This is a genomic window from Litorisediminicola beolgyonensis (genome assembly GCF_042679605.1).
In the GTDB taxonomy this organism is placed as follows: domain Bacteria; phylum Pseudomonadota; class Alphaproteobacteria; order Rhodobacterales; family Rhodobacteraceae; genus Litorisediminicola; species Litorisediminicola beolgyonensis.
Genome location: NZ_JBHTMU010000026.1, coordinates 38,440 through 58,957 on the forward strand (window position 1 = coordinate 38,440; position 20,518 = coordinate 58,957).

Annotated in this window: 18 protein-coding genes and 1 pseudogene; 8 read left to right on the top strand and 11 right to left on the bottom strand. The window is 68.6% G+C overall.

All coding sequences use genetic code 11. The features are described 5' to 3' along the window. Positions 1–107 precede the first annotated feature (107 nt). Positions 108–1,109, top strand: coding sequence for an NAD-dependent epimerase/dehydratase family protein (locus ACFQ4E_RS13930; protein WP_386804568.1), 1,002 nt, complete (start codon positions 108–110; stop codon positions 1,107–1,109). A gap of 73 nt (positions 1,110–1,182) precedes the next feature. On the opposite strand, the gene pncB is transcribed toward ACFQ4E_RS13930, so the two are convergent. The 3 genes from pncB to pncA form a co-directional block, all read right to left on the bottom strand. Further along, positions 1,183–2,472, bottom strand: coding sequence for a nicotinate phosphoribosyltransferase (gene pncB, locus ACFQ4E_RS13935; protein WP_386804569.1), 1,290 nt, complete (start codon positions 2,470–2,472; stop codon positions 1,183–1,185). Between the two features lie 59 nt (positions 2,473–2,531). After that, positions 2,532–4,772 (bottom strand): hybrid sensor histidine kinase/response regulator, encoded by a 2,241-nt coding sequence (locus tag ACFQ4E_RS13940; RefSeq protein WP_386804571.1) that lies wholly within the window; start codon positions 4,770–4,772, stop codon positions 2,532–2,534. A gap of 69 nt (positions 4,773–4,841) precedes the next feature. Beyond that, a complete protein-coding gene (gene pncA, locus ACFQ4E_RS13945; protein WP_386804573.1) occupies positions 4,842–5,438 on the bottom strand; it encodes a bifunctional nicotinamidase/pyrazinamidase in 597 nt (198 codons plus the stop codon). 108 nt (positions 5,439–5,546) lie between these two features. On the opposite strand from pncA, the gene trhO reads away from it, so the two are divergent. Next, on the top strand, positions 5,547–6,452 hold the full coding sequence (gene trhO / locus ACFQ4E_RS13950; protein WP_386804575.1) for an oxygen-dependent tRNA uridine(34) hydroxylase TrhO: 906 nt from the start codon (positions 5,547–5,549) through the stop codon (positions 6,450–6,452). Here trhO and ACFQ4E_RS13955 read toward each other — a convergent pair. Next, positions 6,449–7,627 (bottom strand): MFS transporter, encoded by a 1,179-nt coding sequence (locus ACFQ4E_RS13955; RefSeq protein ID WP_386804577.1) that lies wholly within the window; start codon positions 7,625–7,627, stop codon positions 6,449–6,451. The genes trhO and ACFQ4E_RS13955 overlap by 4 nt on opposite strands. Before the next feature lie 158 nt (positions 7,628–7,785). On the opposite strand from ACFQ4E_RS13955, the gene ACFQ4E_RS13960 reads away from it, so the two are divergent. The 6 genes from ACFQ4E_RS13960 (at position 7,786) to ACFQ4E_RS13985 (ending at position 14,286) form a co-directional block, all read left to right on the top strand. After that, the gene (locus ACFQ4E_RS13960) at positions 7,786–8,727 is read left to right on the top strand and encodes an aldose epimerase family protein (RefSeq protein ID WP_386804579.1); all 942 of its coding nucleotides are present in this window, start codon (positions 7,786–7,788) and stop codon (positions 8,725–8,727) included. A gap of 43 nt (positions 8,728–8,770) precedes the next feature. After that, complete coding sequence (eutB, locus tag ACFQ4E_RS13965) at positions 8,771–9,775, top strand: hydroxyectoine utilization dehydratase EutB (RefSeq protein WP_386804581.1); 1,005 nt, start codon at positions 8,771–8,773, stop codon at positions 9,773–9,775. Then, positions 9,765–10,745, top strand: a complete 981-nt coding sequence (locus ACFQ4E_RS13970; RefSeq protein WP_386804583.1) for a cyclodeaminase — start codon at positions 9,765–9,767, stop codon at positions 10,743–10,745. Before eutB ends, ACFQ4E_RS13970 begins: the two co-directional genes overlap by 11 nt. After that, positions 10,742–11,218, top strand: coding sequence for an Lrp/AsnC family transcriptional regulator (locus tag ACFQ4E_RS13975; RefSeq protein ID WP_386804585.1), 477 nt, complete (start codon positions 10,742–10,744; stop codon positions 11,216–11,218). Before ACFQ4E_RS13970 ends, ACFQ4E_RS13975 begins: the two co-directional genes overlap by 4 nt. A 140-nt stretch (positions 11,219–11,358) precedes the next feature. After that, positions 11,359–12,843, top strand: coding sequence for an NAD-dependent succinate-semialdehyde dehydrogenase (locus ACFQ4E_RS13980; protein WP_386804587.1), 1,485 nt, complete (start codon positions 11,359–11,361; stop codon positions 12,841–12,843). 72 nt (positions 12,844–12,915) lie between these two features. Next, the gene (locus ACFQ4E_RS13985; RefSeq protein ID WP_386804589.1) at positions 12,916–14,286 is read left to right on the top strand and encodes an aspartate aminotransferase family protein; all 1,371 of its coding nucleotides are present in this window, start codon (positions 12,916–12,918) and stop codon (positions 14,284–14,286) included. An 87-nt stretch (positions 14,287–14,373) separates the two neighbouring features. On the opposite strand, the gene ACFQ4E_RS13990 is transcribed toward ACFQ4E_RS13985, so the two are convergent. The 7 genes and pseudogenes from ACFQ4E_RS13990 to ACFQ4E_RS14020 all read right to left on the bottom strand — a co-directional run. Further along, positions 14,374–15,342, bottom strand: a complete 969-nt coding sequence (locus ACFQ4E_RS13990) for a class 1 fructose-bisphosphatase (protein WP_386804591.1) — start codon at positions 15,340–15,342, stop codon at positions 14,374–14,376. After that, the gene (gene glpK / locus ACFQ4E_RS13995) at positions 15,342–16,826 is read right to left on the bottom strand and encodes a glycerol kinase GlpK (protein WP_386804593.1); all 1,485 of its coding nucleotides are present in this window, start codon (positions 16,824–16,826) and stop codon (positions 15,342–15,344) included. The genes ACFQ4E_RS13990 and glpK overlap by 1 nt, the downstream gene beginning before the upstream one ends. Before the next feature lie 42 nt (positions 16,827–16,868). Then, positions 16,869–18,473, bottom strand: a complete 1,605-nt coding sequence (glpD, locus tag ACFQ4E_RS14000; protein ID WP_386804595.1) for a glycerol-3-phosphate dehydrogenase — start codon at positions 18,471–18,473, stop codon at positions 16,869–16,871. 154 nt (positions 18,474–18,627) lie between these two features. Then, complete coding sequence (fliP, locus tag ACFQ4E_RS14005) at positions 18,628–19,353, bottom strand: flagellar type III secretion system pore protein FliP (RefSeq protein ID WP_386804597.1); 726 nt, start codon at positions 19,351–19,353, stop codon at positions 18,628–18,630. A gap of 56 nt (positions 19,354–19,409) precedes the next feature. Then, a complete protein-coding gene (locus ACFQ4E_RS14010) occupies positions 19,410–19,700 on the bottom strand; it encodes a FliM/FliN family flagellar motor switch protein (protein ID WP_386804599.1) in 291 nt (96 codons plus the stop codon). Further along, positions 19,693–20,307, bottom strand: coding sequence for an ABC transporter ATP-binding protein (locus ACFQ4E_RS14015; protein ID WP_386804601.1), 615 nt, complete (start codon positions 20,305–20,307; stop codon positions 19,693–19,695). Before ACFQ4E_RS14015 ends, ACFQ4E_RS14010 begins: the two co-directional genes overlap by 8 nt. Further along, positions 20,304–20,518, bottom strand: a pseudogene (locus ACFQ4E_RS14020) (flagellar basal-body MS-ring/collar protein FliF); the annotation flags it as partial. The pseudogene ACFQ4E_RS14020 and the gene ACFQ4E_RS14015, both read right to left, overlap by 4 nt.

Below are 20,518 nucleotides of genomic sequence, written 5' to 3' on the forward strand. Positions count from 1 at the left end.
CTGCCGCCGCCCGCGCTGAAAAGCGCCAAACCGCCGCGCCGACAGCCCCCGTGGACAGCCGGGGGCGGGCTGGGGCAGAAGGGAGGCGAGGGAACGGGAGCTTGCCCATGCGTCGTGCGTTCATCACCGGCAGCGCCGGGTTCATCGGCTATCACCTGGCGCGCCTGCTGCTGGACGAGGGCTGGCAGGTGCACGGGCTCGACGGGATGACCGATTACTACGACGTGAGGCTCAAGCGGCGGCGCCACGAGATGCTCCTGCAATCGCCGGGCTTCACCGCGACCGAGACGATGCTCGAGGATGCTGAGGCGGTGATGGCGGCGGCCCGCGCCGCCGAGCCGAATGTCATCGTGCATCTCGCCGCGCAGGCCGGCGTGCGCTACTCGCTCGAAAACCCGCGCGCCTATGTCGACGCCAATCTCACCGGCACCTTCAACGTGATGGAGGCGGCGCGCGAGCTGGCCGTGGAGCATCTGCTGATGGCCTCGACCTCCTCGGTCTACGGCGCCAACACCGACCTGCCCTATGCCGAGACCGACCGCACCGACCACCCGCTGACGCTCTACGCCGCGACCAAGAAGGCCAACGAGGCGATGAGCCACGCCTATGCGCATCTCTGGGCGCTGCCCACGACGATGTTCCGCTTCTTCACCGTCTATGGCCCCTGGGGGCGGCCCGACATGGCGCTCTTCAAGTTCGTGCGCGCGATGCGGGCGGACGAACCGATCGACATCTACAATCATGGCGACATGTTCCGCGACTTCACCTATGTCGCCGATCTCGTCCGCGCGATCCGGCTTCTGATCGACGCGGTGCCCGATCTCGATGCGCCGCCCGTCGAGGGCGACACGCTCTCCCCCGCCGCGCCCTGGCGCGTGGTCAATATCGGCAATTCCACGAGCGTACGGCTTCTCGATTTCGTCGAGGAGATCGAGCGCGCCCTCGGCGTGACGGCCCGGCGCAACATGATGGAGATGCAGAAAGGCGACGTGCCCGCGACCTGGGCCGATGCGGAGCTTCTGCGCTCTCTCACCGGCTATGCCCCCGAGACCTCGGTGCGCGACGGCATCGCCGCGTTCGTCGACTGGTACAAAGGCTATTACGGCTGAGCCCGGAGGCGGATTTCGATGCGAAATCCGCGCGAAATCCGGTCCGGATTTCGGCGCCGGTGGGGACCCCCGCTCAGACCTCGACCGGCATCGCCACCTGCGGGCCCACGTCGAAGACCCGCTTGTAGCGCGCGATCTGATCCGCCGGACCCATCGCCTTGGCCGGGTTGTCCGACAGCTTCACCGTCGGACGTCCCTCGGCCGCGACCGCCTTGCAGACAAGGCTGAACGGCGCGAGCCGGTCGTCCTTGGTCAGGCCGCGAAAATCGTTGGTCAGGAGCGTGCCCCAGCCGAAGGACAGCCGTACCCGTCCCGAGAATTTCGCGTGCAGCGCCTCGATCTTGTCGACGTCGAGTCCGTCGGAGAAGATGATCAGCTTCTCGCGCGGATCCTCGCCGCGCTCCTTCCACCAGCGGATCGCCATCTCCGCCCCCGTTTCGGGATCGCCGGAATCGATGCGGATGCCGGTCCAGCCCGCCAGCCAATCCGGCGCGCGCGTCAGGAACCCGTCGGTTCCGTAGGTGTCGGGCAGGATGATCCGCAGATTGCCCGAATGCTCCTCGTGCCAATCGGCCAGAACCTCGTAGGGCGCTCGCGCCAGGCTCTCGTCGTCATCGGCCAGCGCCGCATAGACCATCGGCAGCTCATGCGCGTTGGTCCCTATCGCCTCCAGGTCGCGGCTCTTGGCGATCAGGCAGTTCGACGTGCCGACGAAGCGGTCGCCCAGCCCTTCGGTCATCGCCTGCACGCACCAGTCCTGCCAGAGGAAGCTGTGCCGCCGCCGGGTGCCGAAATCGGCGATCCGGAGATCCTCGATCTCGCGCAGCCGCCCGATCTTTTCCCAGAGCTTGGTCATCGCACGGGCATAGAGAACCTGCAATTCGAACTTGCCGAGCGTGTTCAGAACCGCTCGCCCGCGCAGCTCCATCAGCACCGCGAGCGCCGGGATCTCCCAGAGCATGACCTCGGGCCAGGCGCCCTCGAAGGTCAGCTCGTACTGATCGCCGACCCGCTCGAGATGGTAGGGCGGCAGCCGCAGCGCCTCGAACCATTCCATGAAATCGGGGCGGAACATCTGCCGCTGACCGTAGAAGGTGTTGCCCCGCAGCCAGGTCGATTCGCCGCGGCTGAGCGACAGGTGACGGATGTGATCGAGCTGTTCGCGCAGCTCGCCCTCGTCGATCAGCTTGGCGAGCGGCACATGGGCGCTGCGGTTGATCAGCGAGAAGGTGACCTGGGTGTCCGGCTTGTTGCGGAACACCGACTGGCACATCAGCAGCTTGTAGAAATCCGTGTCGATCAGCGAGCGGACGATCGGATCGATCTTCCACTTGTGATTCCAAACTCTTGTCGCAATATCCAACGGTCGCAGGCCTGTAAGCGGATCGGGCGCCCCCGGTCATACAGAGTTTCGCCCCCCAGTCAAAGCGCACATGCGACCCGCGCGGGCGGGGTAAGCCGCGAGAGCTCGCGCAGGAGCGCGTCGCGGCGGAGCGGTTTCGACAGGAACCCGTCCATCCCGGCGGCGCGGCAGGCGTCGCGATCCGCGGCAAAGGCATTGGCCGTGAGCGCCACGATCACCGGTTGCGGCCCCGGACCTGCCCGGATCGCGCGCGTCGCTTCGAGCCCGCCCATCACCGGCATGCTCATGTCCATCAGCACCACATCCGGGACCCGCGCGCGGATCAGCGCGAGCGCCCCGGCGCCGTCCTGCGCGAAGCGCAGATGCGCCACCCGGTCGTGCAGGTATTTCTCGACCAGAAGGCGGTTGGTCCGGTTGTCCTCGGCCACCAGCACGTCGAGCTGCGCGAGCCGGTCCTCCTCGATCTCGGGTTCCGCGCGCTCCGCACCCTCGTTGCCCCGCGCAGGCGTGAGAGGCAGGCTCAGGACGAACCGCGCGCCCGGTCCGTGGTGGAGATCGAGCTCGACATCGCCGCCCATCTTCCGCGCCAGAAGCCGCGAGATCGTCAGCCCGAGCCCGGTTCCGCCGAACTCCCGCGACACGCTCGGTCCCGCCTGGCCGAATTTCTCGAAGATCGCCTCGCGGCTCTCCCGCGCGATGCCGATCCCGGTATCCGTGACCGCGACCTCGAGCGTGGCGTCCTCCGCCTGCCCGCGCGCCGCAACTTCGATCCGGACCGAACCCCGGGAGGTGAACTTGATCGCGTTGCCGACGAGGTTGAAGAGGATCTGCCGTAGCCGCCCGTCGTCGCCCGAAACCGCGCCGGGCAGGTCCTGCGCCATCTCGACCTCGAACCGCAGCCCCTTGGAGCGCGCCTGCGGCTCCAGCAACAGCGCCACGTCCTCGATCACGGCGCGCAGATCGAAATCCACCTCGGCGATGCTCATCTGATCGGCGTCGAGCTTGGAGAGATCGAGCACGTCGTTGATCACCCGCAAGAGCAGCTCGGCCGATTGATGGATGGTCTCGGCATAAAGCCCCAGATCGCCCGGCAGGTCCGCCTCGCAGAGAAGATCGGCCATCCCGACAACCCCGTTCATCGGCGTGCGGATCTCGTGGCTCATGGTCGCGAGAAACTCGGATTTCGACTGCGCGCTGCGTTCCGCCGCCTCGCGCGCGGCGGCAAGCTCCTCGGCGCGCCGCTGGTCCTCGGTCACGTCGCGCTCGACCGAGATCGTCCTGAGGACCCGCCCGTCCGCGTCGAGGATCGGGTTGGTCTGGACCTCCATCCAAAGCTCCCGCCCCGATCGGCTGGAATTCAGGATGCGCGTGCGCAGGGGCCGCCCTTCGCGCATCGCCTGCCCGATCGAGGCCGCGACCGCCAGGTCCGTTCCCTCGGCGTTCAGGACCTCGCCCGGGGGATGGCCGATGATCTCCTCGGCCGTGAACCCGGTTGTCGCGGTGAACGCCCGGTTTACCCAGCTCACCGTCCCCTCGGCGTCGCAGATGATCACCGTGTCGCGCATATGCTCGGCGACCTCGGACAAGAGCGTCAGCGCCGCCTGCCGCGCCTCGAGCTCGGCCCGGGCCGCGGCCATCGCCTCGCAGCCTTTGACGTAGGCCTCGCCCGCGCGCATGTTGACGCTTTCGCTGCGCCAGATGTTGCGCACGAAGATCGCCACCCAGTAGAGCAGGAGCGCCGTCGCGAGCGCCGTGCCCAACAGCACATCCCCCGAGATGTGACCGCTGGCGAAAGAGTGCAGGAAAAGGCCCAGGAGCGTCCCGCAGAGGATTGCCAGCCGACTGAGCGCCGGGAGCGGGCAATGGTTGACCGCGACGCCCGCGTTCAGGATCGCCCCGATCAGGAAGGCCACCGCCAGGAACGCCGCCGGTGGGGCCGGATCGCCGAACCAGAGGATCACCCCGCCCGCCGCGACAGACCCCGCCTGAAGCGCGCCGGAGAGGACCGTCTTCAGCCGCAGCCGCCCCAAAGGCTCCGATCTTGCGGCCAGCGCGCGGACCACCCGGCGCAGCACGAAGGCATCGAGGACCTCGCCCACCAGGATGACCGCCATCATAACAGCGCCCCAGACCGCCGAGTGCAGCAGCGCCTCAACGAGCGCGCAGCCGATCGTCACCACCGAGCGCGAGCGGATCGTCGCCAGCCGCCATTCGGCAAAGCGCGCCAGCCGCCCCGCCGGGCTGTGCCGCCGTCGAAACGACTCGGGCGACTCGTTGACTTTAAAAGAACTGAACGGCATCGGTCCCCGGCCAGAAGGGCAGCTGGCCGGAGATTAGGCGCGGAAAGCTTAAGAAATCGGCAAGATCGCTCAGCCCTCGAGGGTGACGCCCGCGTCCCGCATCTGCGCTTCGGCGGCGGCCAGCGACCCGTCGAGGTCGATCGCCCGGCAGAGATCGCGCCGCACCGTGACCCGGTAGCCCAGCCGGGCGGCATCGAGCGCCGAGAACCCGACGCAGAAATCGGTGGCGAGCCCGACAAGCGTCAGCGTGTCGATCCCGCGGCTCCTCAGGTAGCCGTCGAGCCCGGTGGGCGTCTCGTGGTCGTTCTCGAAAAACGCCGAGTAGCTGTCGATCCCGCGGCGGAAGCCCTTGCGGATGACCAGTTCCGCCCGGTCGACCTCAAGACCCGGATGGAACGCCGCCCCGTCGCTGCCGATCACGCAATGATCGGGCCAGAGCACCTGCGTGCCATAAGGCATCTCCACCGTCTCGAAGGGCGTCTTGTCGTCATGCTGCGACGCGAAGGACGAATGATCCCTCGGATGCCAGTCCTGCGTCAGGATCACCGCCTCGGCGCTCTGCATCAGCGCGTTCACCGGCGCCACGATCTCGTCCCCGCCTGCGACCGCAAGCGCGCCGCCGGGACAGAAATCCTTCTGGATGTCGATGACGAGCAGCGCCTGCATATGTCCCCCCGGACGGATGTCGACTGCCCCGGACCGTGACGGCTGGCGCGCCGGATGGCAAGGCCCGGCTCTTGATCGGCCACCAGAGGGGGCGTAGATGCGCGCATCATGTTCACCGTCGCCGCGCTCTACCGCTTCACGCCCTTCCCCGATCCCGCCGCCTTGAAGCCCGGGCTGGAAGAGGTCGCGCGCGCGGGCGGCGTCACCGGCACGCTCCTGCTGGCGCGCGAAGGCATCAACGGCACCGTCGCCGGATCTCAGCCCGGGATCGACGCGCTTCTCGCCCATATCCGCGCCCTTCCGGGCTGCGCCGATCTCGAGCCCAAGGTCTCGACCGCCGAAGAGCGCCCCTTCGCCCGCCTCAAGGTCCGGCTGAAGCGCGAGATCGTCACGATGGGCCAGCCGGGCGTCGATCCTCTTGCGGGGACCGGACATTACGTCAAACCCGCCGACTGGAACGCGCTGATCTCGGCCCCCGATGTCGCGGTGATCGACACGCGCAACGATTACGAGGTCGCCATCGGCAGCTTCGACGGCGCGGTGAACCCCGAAACCCAGAGCTTCCGCGACTTCCCCGCCTGGTGGGAGGCCAATCGCGAGCGCTTCCGCAACAAGCGCATCGCGATGTTCTGCACCGGCGGCATCCGCTGCGAGAAATCGACGAACTACCTGATGAGCCAGGGGGTCGAGGACGTCTATCACCTCGATGGCGGCATCCTGAAATATCTCGAAGAGGTGCCCGCCGAGGACAGCCTCTGGCACGGCTCCTGCTTCGTCTTCGACGGCCGCGTCTCGGTGGGGCACGGGCTGGAGGAAGGCCCGCATCTGCTCTGCCACGCCTGCCGCCGCCCGCTCCTGCCCGAGGATCGCGCCCGTCCCGAGTACGAGGAAGGCGTCGCCTGCCATCTCTGCGCCCACGAGACCAGCGATACCGACAAGGCGCGGTTCCGCGAGCGCCAGAAGCAGATCGCGCTGGCCCGCGCCCGGGGCGAGCGTCACCTCGCGGGGGATTAGGCCGGAAGCGGTCCGCCCGCGCGGCGCGACCGCGTCAGGATCGTCAGCATCACCGCGATGTTGAGCGCGTTGAAGGCGATCCCGTTCCAGAACGCCAGCGCGTAGCTCCCCGAGACATCGTAGATCCAGCCCGACATCCAGCCGCCCAGCGCCATGCCGAGGATGGTCATCATGATCACGAACCCGACCCGCCGCCCGGCCTCGCGCGCGGGCAGGTATTCGCGCACGATCACCGCGTAGGACGGGATGATCCCGCCCTGCGCCAGCCCGAAGACGAGGCTCACCAGATAGAGCGAGGTCAGCCCCTGCGCGGGCAGGTAGAGAAAGAGCGCCAGCATCTGCAGCACCGATCCCAGAAGCAGCGTCCGGAGCCCGCCCAGCACATCCGCGATCATCCCCGACAGGATGCGCGACACCACGCCGCCCAGAAGCATCACCGACAGCATCTCGGCACCCGCGACCGGCCCGTAGCCCAGGTCAACGCAGAGCGCGACGATATGGACCTGCGGCATCGACATCGCCACGCAGCAGCCGATCCCCGCGATCCCGAGAAGCCACATGAGCTGCCGCGGCGTGAACCCTGTCGAGCGCGCCCGCGCCGCCCGCGCTGTCTCGGCCGCCGCCAGCGCCTCGTCCGGCACCCGCGCGCGCAAGAGCGTCGAGAGCGGCACCACCACCAAGAGCGTGGCCACTCCGAGCGTGGCATAGTCCCAGCGCCAGGAGCTTTCGGGATTGAGATAGCCCAGCGCCACCGGCCAGATCGCACCGGCGAGGTAATTGCCGGATGCCGCGATCGCGACCGCGATGCCGCGCCGCCTCAAGAACCAGAGCGACAGGTCCGCCACCAGGGGACCGAAGCTCGCCGATGTCGCGAAGCCGATGACGAACTGCACCGCCGCCAGCGCCCAGATCGACCCGGCCTGGGCCGCGCCCCAATAGGCGAGCGAGAGCGTCGCGCCCGACAGCGCCAGCACCCGGCTGATGCCGAACCGGTCGACCCAGCCGCCGATCACCAGATTGCCCAGCGCGAAGCCCAGCATGGTCAGCGTGTAGGGCAGCGAGGCGAGCGACCGGCTGGCACCGAACTCCTGAGCGACCTCCGGCAGGACGGCGATCACCGACCACATGCCGACATTGCCCGTCACCGCGATGGCGAGCGTGACGGCCAGGCGCATCCAGGACAATCGCGAATCAAAGGGCTCCATGCGCCGGACGCTACGCCTGCCCGCCGTCCGGCAACAGCGCAGAGTTGCGCGCCTCTATCCCGGGCCCGCCGATCCGGCATTGACAGCGGACGCCGCCGCGCCACCCTGCCACCCGAAAGCGAGGCCCCATGTCCGACATTCCCCGCCACGTCCTCGAGGACGGCGACACACGCATCACCCTCCTCGCGCTCGGCGCCGCCGTTCAGGACTGGCGCCTGGGCGACCGCGCCTGCGTCCTGGGCTTCCGCGACCCCGAGAGCTACCGCCACAATCCCGGCTATCTCGGCACCATCGTCGGCCGCGTCGCCAACCGCATCGGCGGCGCGCGTTATACGCGCGGCGGCGAGACCGTCACCCTCACCCCCAACGAGGGCGCGAACATGCTGCATGGCGGGCCGGACGCGATCTCGCACCGGCTCTGGACGCTCGACCCGGACGGACCCCGCCGCGCGCGGCTCGGGATCGTGTCGGAGGACGGGGAGAACGGCTTTCCGGGCCGGGTCGAGATCGCCGTGACCCTCACCCTCGACGGCGGCAGGCTCACCTGGGACATGGAGGCCCGGCCTGACCGCGAGACCCCGATCAACCTCGCCCAGCATCTCTATTTCAACCTCGCCGGAGCAGGCGACATCCGCGCCCACCGCCTGCGCCTCCGCGCCAGCCGCTACACGCCCATCGACGCCGCCCAGATCCCCACGGGCGAGATCGCCCCGGTCGAGGGCACCCGCTTCGACTTCCGCAGCGCACGCCCGCTCGACGCGCCCGAGGGCTGGGACCACAATATCGCGCTCGACCCGGGCGACGGCCCGGCGGCGGAACTGACCGCCCCCGATGGCACCACGCTCCGGCTCCGGACCGACCAGCCGGGCCTGCAGGTCTATTCCTCCAATGGCCTCGGCCCGACCGGCACCCCGAACGACAGCGCGCCGCATCAGACCTTCGCCGGTCTCTGCCTCGAGGCACAGGGCTTCCCCGACGCGCCCAACCAGCCGAGCTTCCCGCCGGTCTTCCACACGCCCGACCGCCCCTATCGGCAGATCACCTCGGTCGAGATCGCCCCTCCGCGCTAGCCCCGGTTCCAATCCCGACGGTCCTGACCCTATAGTCGCGGCGATGCAGATCCGCTTCACCGATATCCTTGCCGCCCGCGCCCGGCTCGCGGGCACCGCGCTCGGCACGCCGATGGTCCCCTCGACCGCGCTTCAGGCGCGCCTCGGGCACCCGGTCTGGCACAAGCTCGAACTCTGCCAGCCGACCGGCGCCTTCAAGCTGCGCGGCGCGATGAACGCCATCTCCCGTCTCGGCCCCGACGCCCAGGGCGTCACCTGTGCCTCGACCGGCAATCACGGCCGCGCCGTCGCCTGGGCGGCGAAGGCCCGCGGTCTCCGCGCCGTGGTCTGCCTGTCGTCCCTCGTGCCCCGGGCCAAGGTCGAAGGCATCCGCGCGCTCGGCGCCGAGATCCGCACCATCGGTCGCAGCCAGGACGACGCCCAGGCCGAGGTCGACCGCCTCGTCGCCGAAGAGGGTCTCGCCGAGATCCCGCCCTTTGACCATCCCGACATCATCGCGGGCCAGGGCACGATCGGTCTCGAGATGCTCGAAGCGGTCCCCGACCTGACCACGCTCCTCGTGCCGCTCTCGGGCGGCGGTCTTGCCGCCGGGGTCGCGCTGGCGGCCAAGACGCTCGCCCCCGATATCCGCGTCATCGGCATCAGCATGGATCGCGGCGCGGCGATGGACGAGAGCCTCAGGGCCGGACACCCCGTCCCGGTCGAGGAGGTCGCGAGCCTCGCCGATAGCCTCGGCGGCGGCATCGGTGCCACGAACCGCCACAGCTTCGCGCTCTGCCGCGATCTTCTCGACGAGGTCGTGCTCCTGACCGAGGACGAGATCTACCGCGGCATCCAGTCCGCCTTCCACGACGAACGCCTCGTCGCCGAGGGCGGCGCCGCTGTCGGCATCGCCGCCCTTCTCGCGGGCAAGGTCGCGCTCGATGGCCCCGCCGCCACGATCCTGACCGGGCGCAACGCCGATATGGACCAGATCGCCCGGATCGTGGCAGGGCAGAGCGTGACGGTCGGCGACCGATCCATCGACGGAGGCCCCTATGAGCCATGACATCCGCATCGTGACCGAGGCCGAGCTGCGCCGCGTGGTGACGCTCGACCTCGCCATCGTCGACGAGATCGAGGCCGCCTTCCGCGCGCTGGCGGGCGGCACCGTCGTGATGCCGCCGATCCTGTCGATGGCGCTGGAAGAGGCGCATGGCGAGGTCGACGTGAAGACCGCCTACATCCCCGGCCTCGACGGCTTCGCGATCAAGGTCTCGCCCGGCTTCTTCGACAATCCCAAGCTCGGCCTGACGTCGCTGAACGGGCTGATGATCCTCTTCTCCGCCAAGACCGGCCTCGTCGAGTGCGTGTTCCTCGACAACGGCTATCTCACCGACCTGCGCACCGCCGCCGCGGGCGCGGTCGCGGCCCGCTGGCTCGCGCCCGAGACCGTCACCACCGCGGGCGTCATCGGCACCGGCGTTCAGGCCCGGCTCCAGATTGAGGCCGCGCGGCTCGTGCGCCCCTTCGAGCGCGTGCTCGTCTGGGGCCGCGATCTGGAAAAGGCCGCCGCCTGTGCCTCCGACATCGCCGAGGCCACCGGCGTCGAGGCCGAGCTCTGCACCGACCGCGAAACCCTCGTCGCCCGCTCGCAGCTCGTCGTGACCACCACGCCGTCGCGCACGCCCCTGATCGAGCCCGGCTGGCTGCATCCCGAGCTGCACATCACCGCGATGGGCTCGGACCAGGAGGGCAAGTGCGAACTGGCGCCCGGCTGCCTCTCTGCCGCCGATCTCTATGTCGCCGACCGCGTCTCGCAATGCGCGGCCTTGGGCGAGTTGCGCGCCGCGCTCGACGGTCGCATCGCCCCCGAGGCCCCGGTCGAGCTCGGCCAGATCATCGCCGGTGCCCCGGGACGCCGCTCGCCCGCCGACACCACCATCTGCGACCTGACCGGCACCGGCGCGCAGGACACCGCCATCGCCAGCTTCGTCGCGGGGCGGCTGGGCGATACCGGCACCGTAGTGCGCACGTGAGGCTCGACGCGCGCGATCTCCAGATCCTCTCGGTCCTCTCGGCCGAGGGCCGGATCACCAAGACCGAGCTCGCGGAGCGCGTGGGCCTCTCGCCCACCCCCGCCTGGGAGCGCCTGAAGAAGCTCGAACAGGGCGGCGTCATCGAAGGCTACGGCGCGCGCATCGGGCTCAAGGCCTTTGGCCCGCATGTAACCGTCTTCGTCGCCGTCGAGCTCGGCAGCCACAAATCCGGCGATTTCCAGATCTTCGAGCGCGCCGTGCAGCGCTATGACGAGATCACCTGGGTCTGGGCGCTGGGCGGCGGGTTCGACTACCTGATGCAGGTCGTGACCCGCGACATCGACGCCTACCAGCGCCTGATCGACGCGCTTCTCGACGCCAAGATCGGGCTCGCGCGCTATTACACCTACATCGTCACGAAGCCGGTGAAATCCTCCTTCGGCCTGCCGCTCGGCCTTCTCGAAGAGCACTGAGAGGCCCGCCAGAGGATTCCTCTGGCCGGACACGCGCAGACAGCAGGATTCTCTCTGCCAGGGCAGAGCTTTGGTCTCTTTCACCGCCCGGGCCGGCCTAGAGTGCGGATATCCACCCCACTCAATCGAGGTTTGCGCCCATGACCGTGCACCGCAGCTTTCCGAAGTCCCCGCTGGCCGAGCTTGCCGATCCGCGGCTCGCACGCAGCTTTTCCTATATCGACGGCAAATGGACCTCCGCCGCCTCCGGCCGCGCCATCGCCGTCACCGATCCCGCCGACGGCACCTGGCTGGGCGAGGTCGCCGCGCTCTCGGGCGACGAGGCCCGGAGCGCCGTCGATGCCGCCCAGGCCGCCTTCACCGGCTGGGCCGCGACCCTGCCGCAGGAGCGCGCCGCGCTTCTGCGCCGCTGGCACGCGCTGATGCTCGAGCACCGCGAGGACCTCGCGCGGCTCATGGTTCACGAGCAGGGCAAGCCGATCTCGGAAGCGCGCGGAGAGATCTCCTATGCCGCCGATTTCGTCGAGTTCTACGCCGAGGAAACCCGCCGCCCGAACATCGAGGGCGTCACTTCGCATCTCCCCGATGCCGAGGTCGAGCTCTGGCGCGAGCCGGTGGGCGTCGCCGCGCTGATCACGCCCTGGAACTTCCCCTGCGCCATGCTGACCCGCAAGGCCGCCGCGGCGCTGGCCGCGGGCTGCACCATCGTCGCGCATCCCTCGAAGGAGACGCCGTTCTCGGCGCTCGCGCTCGCCGAGTTGGCCGACCGCGCGGGCTTCCCGAAGGGCGTCTTCAACGTCGTCACCGGAGAGGCGCCCGAGATCGTCGCCCCCTGGACCGACGACGCGCGCGTCCGCGTCCTGTCCTTCACCGGCTCGACCGAGGTCGGCAAGCTGCTCTACCGGCAGTCGGCGGGCACCGTGAAGCGGCTGGTCATGGAGCTCGGCGGTCACGCGCCGGTCATCGTCTTCGGCGAGGCCGATCTCGACCGCGCCGTGGCCGAGACCATCAAGGCCAAGTTCGCGACCTCCGGGCAGGACTGCCTCGGCGCGAATCGGATCTTCGTCGAGCGCCCGGTCTACGACGCCTTCGTCGCCAAATTCACCGAAGCGACCCGCGCGCTGAGCTTGGGCACCGGCATGGACGATCCCGATATCGGCCCGCTGATGAACGAAAAGGCCGTCGCCAAGCAGGAAGAGCACGTCGCCGACGCGCTGGCCAAGGGCGCACGCCTCCTCACCGGCGGCAAGCGCCACGCGCTCGGGCCGCTCTTCTACGAGCCGACCGTGCTGGCCGACGTGCCCGCCGACGCGCTGATCCTCGGCGAGGAAACCTTCGGGCCGGTCGCCGCGATCCTGCCCTTCGACAGCGAGGACGAGGTCGTGGCCCGCGCCAACGACACCGAGTATGGCCTCGTCGCCTATCTCCACAGCCAGGACCCGCGCCGCATCTACCGGCTGAGCCGCGCGCTGCAGTTCGGCATGGTGGCGGTGAACCGCACCAAGGTGACCGGCGCGCCGATCCCCTTCGGCGGGATGAAGCAATCGGGCCTGGGACGCGAAGGCGCCCGCCAGGGGCTCGAAGCCTTCACCGAGATCAAGTACGTCTGCCGCGACTGGGGCTGACAAGAGAGACCGGCGCCCCCGCCCGCAGATCGCGGCGGGGCGCGCCTTGCAAGACCAAGAAAGGACGACACGATGCTGAAGAACGACATGCTCGAAACCTGGGACCGGGAGAACTTCTTCCACCCCTCGACCCATCTCGCCGAGTTCGCCCGCGGCAACCTCCCCAACCGCGTCGTCACCGGCGGCTCCGGCTGTCACATCGAGGACCGCGAAGGCAACCGCCTGCTCGACGCTTTCGCCGGGCTTTACTGCGTGAACGTGGGCTACGGCCGCCAGGAGATCGCCGAAGCCATCGCCAAGCAGGCCAAGGAGCTGGCCTATTACCACTCCTATGTCGGTCACGGCACCGAGGCCTCGATCACGCTCGCGAAGATGATCCTCGACCGCGCGCCCGAGCACATGTCCAAGGTCTATTTCGGCCTCTCGGGGTCGGATGCGAACGAGACCAACATCAAGCTCGTCTGGTACTACAACAACATCCTCGGCCGTCCCGAGAAGAAGAAGATCATCTCGCGCTGGCGCGGCTATCACGGCTCTGGCCTGATGACCGGGTCGCTGACCGGGCTCGAGCTCTTCCACAAGAAGTTCGACCTGCCGCTGAGCCAGGTGATCCATACCGAGGCGCCCTACTACTACCGCCGCCCCGACCTGTCGATGAGCGAGGCAGATTTCACCGCCCATTGCGCCGCCGAACTGGAAGCGCTGATCGAGGAAGAGGGCGCCGACACCATCGCCGCCTTCATCGGTGAGCCCGCGCTCGGGACCGGAGGCCTCGTGCCGCCGCCCGCGGGCTACTGGGAGGCGATCCAGAAGGTGCTCGACAAGCACGACATCCTGCTCATCGCCGACGAGGTGGTGACCGGCTTCGGACGGCTCGGTACCATGTTCGGCTCCGAGCATTACGGCCTGAAGCCCGACCTCATCACCATCGCCAAGGGCCTGACCTCGGCCTACGCGCCGCTTTCGGGCTCGATCGTGTCCGAAAAGATGTGGACCGTCCTGGAGCAGGGCACCGACGAGAACGGCCCGATCGGCCATGGCTGGACCTATTCGGCGCACCCGATCGGGGCGGCGGCGGGCGTCGCCAACCTGAAGCTGATCGACGATCTCGGGATGGTCGCCAATGCCGGCAAGGTCGGCGGCTACCTCAAGCGCGCGCTCGAGGACGCGGTGGGCGGCCACGCCCATGTCGGCGAGGTGCGCGGCGAGGGGCTGCTCTGCGCGGTCGAGATGGTCAAGGACCGCGACACCCGCACCTTCTTCGACGCCTCCGAAAAGGTCGGCCCCTCGGTCGCCGCGGCGCTCCTGAAGGAAGGCGTGATCGCGCGCGCCATGCCGCAGGGCGACATCATCGGCTTCGCCCCGCCCTTCTGCCTGACCGAGGCCGAGGCCGACGAGGTCGCGGGCAAGATGGCCAAGGCGGTCGCTGCCGTCCTGGGCTGAGCGCCCCCGGGCAAGCGTGGCTTGCGTATTTGGAAAAAGAAGAAACGCTAAGAGAGGCGCGCCGGGGACACCGGCGCGCCTTTGTCGTCAGCGATGGAGGGCGGCGATGTGGTCGACCTCGGATTTCGAGCCGAGCACGGTCGCGATGCGCTGATGCGGCTCGGTCGGCACCAGATCGAGGATCCGCTCGGTGCCGGTGGTGGCGCCGCCGCCCGCCGCCTCGACGATCATCGCCATCGGCGCGACCTCGTAGAGGAGCCGGAGCCGTCCGCCCTTGTCGCGGTTGCGGTCGTCGAGCGGGTAGAGGAACACGCCGCCGCGCATCAGGATGCGGTGCATCTCGGCGACCATCGAGGCCACCCAGCGCATGTTAAAATCGCGCCCGCGCGGGCCGTCGCGCCCGGCGGTGACCTCGTCGTAATAGCGCTTGATCGGCGCGTCCCAGTGACGGTGGCGCGAGGCGTTGATCGCGAACTCCGAGGTCTCCTCGGGGATGGTCATCCGCGGCTGGGTCAGCCGGAAGATGCCCGAGCCCTGGTGCAGCGTGAAGCCCTGCACCCCCTGCCCCGCCGCCAGGACCAGCATCGTCGCGGGCCCGTAGAGCGCGTAGCCCGCGACAACCTGCTCGCGCCCGGGCTTTAAAACCGTGCGGTCTCCATCCTCGGCCACTTTCATGATCGAGAAGATCGTGCCGACCGAGAGATTGGTGTCGAGATTGGACGAGCCGTCGAGCGGGTCGAAGAACAGGAGGTAATCGCCCTCTTTCGGCTCTTTCAGCCAGACCACCTCTTCGATCTCTTCGGAGACCAGCGCCGCGAGCCGGGGCGAGTTGGTGCAGGTCGCCACGAAGATGTCGTTGGCGATGATGTCGAGCGGTTTCTGATCCTCGCCCTGCACGTTCTCGGAGCCCGCAAGCCCGAGATTGCCCTTCAGGGGGCCGTTGCGGACCTCGTAGGCCACCGCGCGGCAGGCCGAGGCGATGTCCTCGAGCAGGAAGATCAGGTCCGAGGGCTGGCCCGCGTCGGTCAGGACGCGCCGGAGTGTCGGGCCGGACATCAGAAGGCCTGCGCGGCTTTGACGGCGCGGCCCCAGGCGGCGTATTTCACCGCGCGGGTCTCCTCGTCCATCGCCGGCTCGAAGGTGCGGTCGACCTTCCACATCTCGGCAAACCCCTCCATGTCCGGGTAAACCCCGGCCTTCATGCCCGCGAGCCAGGCCGCGCCCATCGCCGTCGTCTCGAGGACCGCGGGCCGGTCCACCGGGGCGCCGATGATGTCCGAGAGGAACTGCATCGCCCAGTCCGAGGCGCTCATGCCGCCATCGACCCGGAGCGTGCCGCCGCCATCGTCGGACCAGTCGTCGCGCATCGCTTCCAGAAGATCGCGGGTCTGGTAGCCGACCGACTGGAGCGCGGCACGCGCGAACTCCTCGGGCCCCGAGCCGCGGGTCAGGCCGAAGATCGCGCCGCGGCATTCGGCGTTCCAATAAGGCGCGCCGAGCCCCACGAAGGCCGGGACCAGCACCACGTTCTGGTTGTCGTCGGCGGCCTCGGCCAAGGGCTGGGTCTCCTTGGCGTCGCGGATGATCTTGAGACCGTCGCGCAGCCATTGCACCACCGCGCCCGCGATGAAGATCGAGCCTTCGAGCGCATAGGTCGGCGTGCCGTCGAGCTGGTAGGCGATGGTCGTCAGAAGCCGGTTCTTCGACGCGACCGGCTGCTCGCCGGTGTTCAGAAGCGCGAAACAGCCGGTGCCGTAGGTCGATTTCAGCATGCCCGGCTTGAAGCAGGCCTGCCCAATCGTGGCCGCCTGCTGGTCGCCCGCGACGCCGAGGATCGGGAGCTCGCGGCCGAAGAGATCGGGCCGGGTCACGCCGAACTCGGTGGCGCAGTCGCGCACCTCGGGCAGCATCTCGGGCGGAATGTCGAGAAGCTTGCAGATCGTCGTCGACCAGCGCCCCTTGCGGATGTCGTAAAGCAGCGTGCGCGCGGCGTTCGTGGCGTCGGTCACATGGCTCTTGCCGCCGGTGAGCTTCCAGATCAGAAAGCTGTCCACCGTGCCGAAAAGGATCTCCCCGGCCTTTGCGCGGCTCCGGTCGGGATCGACCTCGTCGAGGATCCATTTGAGCTTCGTGGCCGAGAAATACGGATCGAGCAGCAGCCCCGTGCGCTCGGTCACCATGTCCTCGTGCCCGGCCGCCTTGAGTTCCTGGCAGAGCGCCGAGGTCCGCCGGTCCTGCCAGACGATGGCGCGATGCACCGCCTGCCCGGTCTTGGCGTCCCAGACCACCACGGTTTCGCGCTGGTTGGTGATGCCGATGGCGGCAATGTCCTTGGCGTCGATGCCCGCGCGCTCGATCACCTGGCGGCAGGTGCCCGCGGTCGTGGACCACAGGTCACCCGCATCATGCTCGACCCAGCCGGAATCGGGATAATGCTGGGTGAACTCCTCTTGCGCGGTCGCGGTGATCCGGAGCGCCTCGTCGAACAGGATCGCACGGCTGGACGTGGTGCCCTGGTCGATGGCCAGAACGTGGGTCATCCTCTCCCCCCTTTTCGTCTTCTCGTTGGCCGCAGACTGGACCTACTGCGCGGCGGTGGCCAGAGCCTCTTTGCGCGCCTCGCCCATCCAGGTGTCGAGCGCCGCGATCTGCTCCTCGGTCATCCGGAGCCCGAGCTTGGTGCGGCGCCAGACCACGTCCTGCGACTCGCGGGCATATTCGCGCTCCATCAGGAACCGCACCTCGGCCTCGGTCAGGGTGCCGCCGAAATCGCGGCCCAGATCCTCGGCGCTCTTGGCCGTGCCCAGAAGATCACGCGCCTCGGTGCCGTAGTGGCGGATCAGACGCTGCGCCCATTTGCTGCCGAGGAACGGGTAATCGGCGGCGAGCCGGTCGATCTGCCCCTTGGTCTCCTGCACCTTGAAATCGCCGCCGGGCAGCGTCACGCCCGCGGTCCAGGCCCCCGAAGTGCCGGGGAAGAACGGCACGATCTTCTCCATCGCGTGCTCGGCCAGGCGCCGGTAGGTGGTGATCTTGCCGCCGAAGATGTTCAGGACCGGCGCGCCGCCGCTGTCATCGACCTTGAGCGTGTAGTCCCGCGTCGCCGCCGTCGCGCTCTTGGCGCCGTCGTCATAGAGCGGGCGTACGCCGGAATAGGTCCAGACGACATCCTCGGCGGTGACCGGCGTCTCGAAATACTCGGACGCGAAGCGGCAGAGGTAATCGCGCTCCTCGGGCGTGCATTCGGGCCGCTTGTCGGGGTCCTCCTGCTCGCTGTCGGTGGTGCCGATCAGGGTGTAATCCTGCTCGTAGGGAATGGCGAAGATGATCCGCCCGTCGGTCCCCTGGAAGAAGTAGCACTTGTCGTGATCGTAGAGCTTCTTGGTCACGATATGGCTGCCGCGCACCAGCCGCACGCCCTCGCGCGCGTTCGAGCGGATCTTGGTGCGGATGATGTCGCCGACCCACGGACCGCCGGCATTGACCAGCATCTTCGCCCTGACCGTCCGCGCCGCGCCGCTTTCGCGATCCTCGATCTGGATTTCCCAATGATCCTCGACGCGCTCGGCGGCGAGCACCTTTGTGCGGGTCATGATGTCGGCGCCGCGCGCTTCCGCATCGCGGGCGTTGAGCACGACCAGGCGCGAATCCTGCACCCAACAATCGGAATACTCGTAGGCCTTGGCGAATTTCGACTTGAGCGGACCGCCCTCGGGCGCCGCGCCCAGATCGAGCGTCGCGGTCCCGGGCAGGATCTCGCGCCCGCCGAGATTGTCGTACATGAATAGCCCCAGCCGGATCAGCCAGGCCGGGCGGCGGCCCTTCATCCAGGGCATGATCGTGTTGAGAAGCTTCGAGGTCGGCGTCGAGTTCTCGAAGCGCATGTCCTTGTGATAGGGCAGCACGAAGCGCATCGGCCACGAGATATGCGGCATCGCCCGCATCAGGGTCTCGCGCTCGATCAGGCTTTCGCGCACGAGGCGCACTTCGAAATATTCCAGGTAGCGCAGCCCGCCATGGAAGAGCTTGGTCGAGGCCGACGAGGTCGCCGAGGCGAGATCGTTCATCTCGGCCAGCCCCACCTTCAGCCCGCGCCCGCTCGCGTCCCGTGCGATGCCGCAGCCGTTGATGCCGCCGCCGATCACGAAGAGATCGTAGTCTTCGGTCATCTCGGTCTGGTTTGCCATCGTGCAATCCTCCGTTCTGATCCGGTAAACCCGTTGGGTAGGAGGATAGGGCGCTGAAGGAAAGAACAACCCGGGCGTGCCCCGTGGAGACCGGGCTTGCGTTCTCGCGATGCCCGAAAATTGGGCACATGCCGCGATTTCACGCGGCCTGCCTTTAGAAATAGCTCCGCACGAGGCTCCCGGCGAGGAGCGTCCAGCCATCGGCCAGGACGAAGAAGGCCAGCTTGAAGGGCAGCGACACGATCGCCGGGGGCACCATCATCATGCCCATCGACATCAGAACCGCCGCCACGACGAGGTCGATGATGAGGAACGGCAGGAAGATTAGGAAGCCCACCTGGAAGGCCCGCGCGATCTCGGACAAGAGGAAGGACGGGATCAGCACCGACAGCGGCGCGCCGGGCGCCAGGCCCGGGTCGACATCCGGGCGCAGATCGGCGAGCGCGGCATAGGTCGCCGGATCGGCGCGGCCCGCCATGAAGCCGCGAAACGGCTCCAGCGCGGCCGGAAGCGCGGCCTCGATCTCGACCTCCTCGGCCAGAAGCGGCGCGATCCCGTCCTCGTAGGCGCGGGTGAAGACCGGCTCCATGACGAAATAGGTCAGAAACAGCGCCAGGCTGACGATCAGCATGCTCGGCGGCGATTGCTGGAGACCCACCGCCTGCCGCAGGATCGCCAGCACCGTCACCATGAAAGGAAAGCAGGTCACCATGATCGCGAGCCCCGGCGCGAGGCTCAGCACCGTGATCAGCGCGATGAGCGACAGGCTGGTGGCGGTCAGCGAGCTGTCGCCGCCGAAATCAAGCGTCACCTGCTGCGCGTCTGCCGGTCCCGCGAAGAGCGCCAGCGCCAGAAGCGCCAGCGCGACCGCCCAAAACACCACACCCGTCGCGGCACGCGCCGCTCGGCCGTCGCACCCCACGGCTGGTTCAGGTCTCACCCGGCCGCCTTGAGATCGGTCACCTCGGTCAGCCGCACCGCCAACTGCCCCCTCTCGCCCTCGTCCTGCACTTCGAGCACCCCGAGCGCGATCAGCCGGTCGCCGACGAACAGCTCCACCGGATCTTCGAGCCGCTTGTCGAGCGGCAGCACCGAGCCCGCGTCGAGCTGCAGGAGGTCGCGCACCAGCGGGCGCGCGCGGCCCACCGAGACGGTGATCTCGATCGGCACCGAGGTCAGCGGGTTGGTATCGGCTCTGGGCGCGGTCTCGGTCCGGGGGTCAGCCACTCTCGGCACTCCTTCTGGCTTGATCGGTAAAGGCGGCCACCGCGTCGCGGATGCCGTCGGCAAGGGCGCTCAGATCGACCCGGTCCTGGCGCGATCCAAGCCGGATCTCCGCCTGTCCCGGTCCGAGCCGGGGATCCGAGGCCACCGTCGCCTCGACCCCGGTCTCGGGGCCGACAAAATCCCGCACGCGCAGCAGATCCTCGGCCGAGACGCGGATCTCGACCGCGTACTCCACGAGACCACGGGCGCGCTCCTGAAGCGTCTCGACCACGTGCAGCCCGATGCTCTCCTGCAGCGCCTCGGGCAGGATGTGATCGACCAGCTCGGTAAAGAGCGGCTCCAGCTCGCGCAGGATATGGCTGTAGGCTTCGTGATAGGTGAACGACAGGTCCAGAAGCGTCTGCGCCAACCCCTCCGAGAGCCGCCCGCCCTCGGCGGCCTCGGCCGCGACCGCATCGTCCCATCCGGCCTTGTATCCCTCTTCGAACGCGGCCCGCTCGCGGGCCTCGGTCTCGGCCTCGGTGACCGTCGCGGCAGGCGCCCCGCCGCCCGGCAGATGTCGGCAATAAGGCGCGAAATCCTCGAGAAGTGCGGCAAGCCCGGTCACGAGACTTCCTCGGGATCGTCGAGCCAGCTGCGCAGGATCTCGACCGCCTCGTCCTTGCGCTCACCGATGAGGCCGCGCAGCCGGTCGACCGGGTCCTCGTCGCCGGGATCGCGCGCCGCGTCCTCCACCTTGGCGGCGACCGGCGCGAGCGGCGCAAACCCCGCCCCGTCGTCGATCTCGCCGGTCAGCGGCGCCGAGGCGGGCTCCGGCG